Raw genomic sequence first — 5,468 nt, 5'->3', positions numbered from 1 at the left:
CGGCGTTGCCTTCGCCGACCGGCCGCTCGGCGGTGACGTGGCGTTGGTCTTCACCGGTGGCGCCCCGGTCTACCGGGGCATGGGGCGCGGGCTGGCGCTGGCGCTGCCTGGGCTGGTCGCAGGGGTGACCGAGTGGTTCGGCGAGGCGATCGACGACGTGCGCGCCACGTTCCTGCCCGACGCCGCCGAGCAGTCCGTCCTGTCCCGGGTGCTGGGCGCGTCGTGGTTGAGCCAGCTGCACGCCCGACTCAGCCTCGACGTGCTGGGCCTGAACCCTCGGGTGACGATCGGCTACTCCTCGGGCGAGAACAACGCGCTGCTGGCCCTGGGAGCCTGGCCGGACGCGAAATCACTGCTGCGCGACACCCGCGACTCCCCGCTGTTCCGCGACGAGCTCGTCGACGGGTTCGCCGCGGTCCGCCGCTGGTGGCAACGGAACGGCATCACCGGCACGCGGTGGCGGGCCTACCTACTCGGTGGAGACGTCGAGCGTGTCCGCGCGGCGATCGACGGTGAGCGGGCCGTGCACCTCATGTCGGTCAACTCCCCCGACTCCTGCACCGTCGGCGGCGAGGAGGGCGCGTGCGAGCGGTTCCTGGAGCGACTGCGCCCCGACTACGCCGTGCCGCTCACCTACGACGTGGCGGCGCACGCTCCTGTGCTGGAAGAAGTCGCCGACGCGTGGCGGGCGCTGCACCACCGACCGACGAAACCGGTACCCGGCGTGCGGTTCTACACCACCGGCACGGCCGACTGGTTCCACGCCGACACCGACGCCGCGGCCGAGGCGCTGACCCGCCAGGCACTGGGCACCATGCACTTCGCAGCCACCGTGCAACGCGCCTGGCACGACGGCGTGCGGGTGTTCGTCGAACACGGGCCCAGGGCGCTGTGCACGGGCTGGATCGACACCACCCTACGAGGCCGGGAGCACTTGGCGCTCGCCCTCGATCCCGGTGCCGGCGACGACGTCGAGCACGTCACCGACGTGGTGGCCCAACTTGTCGCGGCAGGCGTGGACGTCGACCACGAGCACTGGACGCGGCTCATCGGCGCAGCCCACCGCCCGCCCGCGTCACCCGGCCGAACCATCACAGTGCCCGCGCACCCACCGCTCATCAGCTTCCCCGAACCCGCGGTCGACGCACCCGTCGCAGCCGCACCGGGACGGCAATCAGCGCTCGACCCGCGGATCGTGGCCACGCTGACCGGTGCCCCCTGCACGATTGCCCGGGGCCCGACTGCGGCGGCCGTCGTGGGCGGGATCCACGCGACGACGACCCGGACCCACCTAGCCGTGCTCACCGGCCTCGACCAACTGCACCAGCGGTACCTGGCCGTGAGCGCCCGGGCCATCCAGGCAGCATCGGTCTCGATGCCCGCCGATCGGACGCTGTTCGACCGGGCCACGCTGGAACACCTCGCGCACGGCAAGGTCTCCGCGGTCTTCGGCCCGCTGTTCGCCGAACTGGACGACCGACCCCGGCAGACCAGGATGCCCCGACCGCCGATGCTGCTCGCCGACCGGGTGCTCGACCTCGACGGCGAACCCGCATCGATGGGACGAGGCGTCATCCGCACCGAGACCGACGTGCGCCACGACAGCTGGTACCTCGACCCGTCGGGACGGATGCCCGCCGGTCTGATGCTCGAAGCAGGCCAGGCCGACCTGCTGCTGATCAGCTGGCTCGGCGCCGACCTGCACCACGACGGCGACCGCGTCTACCGGCTGCTGGGCTGCGAACTCACCTTCCACGACTCGCCACCCGTACCGGGCGACACGCTCCGGTTCCGCATCAGCGTCGACGGCCACGCCGACCACGACGGCACCCACCTGTTCTTCTTCCACTACGACTGTCACACCGGCGACCGCCTGCGGCTGACCGTGCGCCACGGGCAGGCGGGCTTCTTCACCGACGAGCAACTGGCCGCCACCGGCGGGCTGCTGTGGGACCCGACGGCACTGCGACCGGCCGGACCTCATACCCCTGCCACCGGCCTCGCCTGCGGCTTCGACGACGACCAGGTGCGCTCGTTCTCACGCGGCGACCTGACCGCGTGCTTCGGCCGCGGCTGGGAGATCACCGACGCCCACGTGCGCACACCCCGCATCGCCGACGGGCACATGCTGCTGTTCGACCGGGTCACCGACTTCGACCCGGCGGGCGGAACGCTCGGTCGCGGCTACCTGCGCGCCGAGCTGGACATCAGCCCGGACCACTGGTTCTTCGACGGCCACTTCCACCACGACCCGTGCATGCCGGGATCGCTCATGTTCGACGGCTGCCTGCAGGCCGCGGCGTTCCACCTCACCGCCCTCGGACATACCCGAGACCGGGACGGCTGGAGGTTCGAGCCGGTGCCGCAGAGCGAGGTGACCTTGCGCTGCCGGGGTCAGGTGACACCGCAGAGCCGGTCGCTGGTCTACGAGGTGTTCGTGACCGCCCACACCGACGGCCCACTACCGGAAATCGCTGCCGACCTGGTGTGCACGGTGGACGGGGTGCGGGCGTTCCACGCCGCCGGCGTGCGGCTGCGCCTCGTACCGGACTGGCCGCACCACCCGGTCCCGGCGAGCGGACGGCCGGTGGCCCGGTCCGAGGACGGCGTTCCCTTCGACGAGACCGCCATGAGCGCGTTCGCCACCGGCCGCCCCTCGGCCGCCCTCGGCCGCGCCTTCGAGGTCTTCGACGGGCCACGCCGGATGATGCGGCTGCCCGCCCCGCCGCTCCAGTTCCTCGACCGCATCACCGAGGTCATCGGATCGCCCAGGGCCGCGACCGTCGGCGACCGGGCAGTCGGCGAGCACGACGTTCGCGGCCCGATGCCCCTGAGCGCGGTGATGGAGACGGCGTTGCAGACCTGCGGCTGGCTCGCCGCGTACACCGGCACACCACTACGCCGCACCGACGACCTGCGGTTCCGCAACCTCGACGGCACGCTCACCCCGCTCCGAGAAATCCCGCCCGGGACCACGACGCTGCGCACCGAGGTTGAGCTGACGGCCGTATCGGATGACGGCACGCTGGTCCTCGAGTCGTTCACCGCGCGCACCAGCGCGGACGGCGTCCCGGTGCTCGAACTGGAGACGACCTTCGGGTTCTTCCCGAACTCCGCGTTCGACGAGCAGGCCGGGAGGTCGGAAGAAGGCATCACGGGAACTCCGAACCTCGACCTGGATCTGCGGGACTCGGGACTGCGGCCGCTGATGCTCGACCGCGTCACCGGGTTCTGGCCGGACGGCGGCTCCGCCGGGTTGGGCAGGCTGCGCGCGGAGAAGGTCGTGCGCGCCCGCGACTGGTACTTCACCGCGCACTTCTTCACCGACCCGGTGCAACCAGGCTCCCTGGGCGTCGAGGCCATGGCCCAACTGCTGCGCCACCACCTCGTCCGGCAGGGCTGGGCACTCCACGACACCCCGCAGGCGATCGGCCATCCGATGCGCTGGAGCTACCGCGGCCAGGTCGTACCCACGCACGACCTGGTCACCGTCGAGGTCGACCTCACCGCCGTCGCATCCGACCACGTCGTCGCCGACGGCCGGCTCTGGGTGGACGGGCTGCTCATCTATCGCGTCGAAGGGCTCAGCCTGTCCGGCCGCGCCCCGGAGGGGAACTGATATGGATCTCATCGAAGGCCTGAGCGGGTACCTGTTCGACGGCAGGTACGACCGCGACCACGCCGACCTGCCGAAGCTGCTGAGCACACCCGCGTACGCACCCCGGCGCGGCTTGTCCTGGATGGACGGTGCGCGGCAGTCCTACGCCAACATGCGCGACCTCGCCGCCGCGACCGGCCCTCCGTCCTCGGTCAACGGCGACGTGCACCGGCTGTGCGCGCTGCACGAGTGGATGGGCGTGGTCGACCCGGCCGCCGTGGGCATCATGAGCGTGCACTACAACCTGTGCGCTGCCTCGCTGGCCAACCTGGCACAGCGACCGCAGGACGTGGCCGATCTGCTGGCCGACGTCGACTCGATGCGGGCCATCGGCCTGTTCCTCGCCACGGAGACCACCAGCGGCAACAACCTCGCCGCCATCCGCACCCGCGCGACCTACGACGCCGCGACCGACGAGTTCGTGCTGGACAGCCCGGACCACACCGCCTACAAGATCATGTCCACCACCGGGTTGCCAGGGCTGGCGCGCGTCGGCGTGGTGATCGCGCGTCTGGAGATGCCCGGAATTGAACCGGCGCTGCACGCGTTCGCCGTGCGCCTGGCGACCGAGTCCGGCCCCACTCCCGGCGTGCGGGTGATACCGCTGTCGCGGGGCATCACGATGGACATGGACTACGCGCTCACCGGGTTCCACGGCGTGCGCGTGCCCCGCCGCCACTGGCTGCCCGGCCCTGGTGAAGACGCCGATCCGCGCACCACGCGACCCGGTTTCTGGCAGACCCTGGACTGCCTCAAGCTCGGCCGGATGCTGCTGGCCGGCGCGGCACTCGCCGAGTCCCGTGCGGCGCTGGCCATCACCGTCCGCCACTCGCTGGACCGCATGACGCAAGGCGGACGCGGACGACAGGTCCCGGCAATGGTCCACCGCAACCACAACGACGTGCTGATCAGGTTGATCGGCCGCGCCTACGCGGCCACGGGCCTGATGAACACCGCCAAGAACCTGTGGGCTGGCGGCGTCGCCGAGCCGCACCGGACGCTGGTCGTCAACACGGTCAAGGTGCTCGCCTCCTACACCGCGCTCGACACCAGCTCCGAGTGCCGCGAGCGTTGTGGCGCACAGGGCCTGCTGCTGCACAATCGGATCGCCGAGTACGTCGGCCTCGCCCACGCCGCGGTGACCGCCGAGGGCGACAACCAGGTCCTCGCCCTGGCCATCGCCAAGCAGCTCATCGCCGATCAGCGGTTCACCACGGGCTCCTCCCCGGCCCCCACCGAGGTGCCCGGTCTGCTGGCCTTCCGCACCCGTGCGCTAGCCGACCAGTCCAGGGCGAGCATGGCCGACCCGAGCCACACCGACCCGTTCGACGCCTGGAACGCGGCCACCGGGCACGCCCGCGACGCTGCCCTCGCGCACTGCGCGGAACAGGCCCACCTCAGCCTGCTCGCCGGAGCCACCGCCGCGGACGGACCGGCCCGCACTGTGCTGGACGTGCTGGCTCGCCACCACGGAACGTCGCTCGTGCTCGACCACGCCGACTGGTACCTCGTCCACGGCCTGCTCGACCCGGCCGGGTGGCACGAGCTGACCGCCCAGGCCGACGCCGACCGCCTCGTGCTGGTCGAGCACGCCGAGGCGCTGGTCGACGCCTTCGGCTACACCCCGCAACTGCTGGCCACGGCCATCGGTACGCCCACCCCCGACGAGGAGCAAATCCCATGCTGAAGCACCGCACGTGGCCCCTGCACATCGGCGGCCAGGACGTGGGCGGCGGGGGCTGGGGGGAACCCCGCCACGAGACCCACAATCGTTCCGCCCCAACCCCCGCCAAGCCCTCCCCCACCCCCG

At 71.7% G+C, this 5,468-nt stretch carries 2 protein-coding genes; both read left to right on the top strand.

Going from position 1 to position 5,468, the window contains the following annotated elements:
• On the top strand, nucleotides 1–3,619 hold a 3,619-nt coding region (locus AB0G02_RS27215; protein ID WP_360799003.1), incomplete at its 5' end, for an acyltransferase domain-containing protein.
• Between the two features lies 1 nt (nucleotide 3,620).
• Nucleotides 3,621–5,345 (top strand): acyl-CoA dehydrogenase, encoded by a 1,725-nt coding sequence (locus AB0G02_RS27210; RefSeq protein ID WP_360799000.1) that lies wholly within the window; start codon nucleotides 3,621–3,623, stop codon nucleotides 5,343–5,345.
• Nucleotides 5,346–5,468 lie beyond the last annotated feature (123 nt).

This window comes from Actinosynnema sp. NPDC023658 (assembly GCF_040639995.1).
Lineage (GTDB): Bacteria > Actinomycetota > Actinomycetes > Mycobacteriales > Pseudonocardiaceae > Actinosynnema.
Note: the sequence above shows the minus strand (reverse complement) of the source record. Positions and strands in the feature narration are given on the sequence as shown.

Excerpts from the sequence above, each read along its gene's own strand:
- AB0G02_RS27210 (WP_360799000.1), top strand. The coding sequence starts at position 3,621 with ATGGATCTCATCGAAGGCCTGAGCGGGTACCTGTTCGACGGCAGGTAC.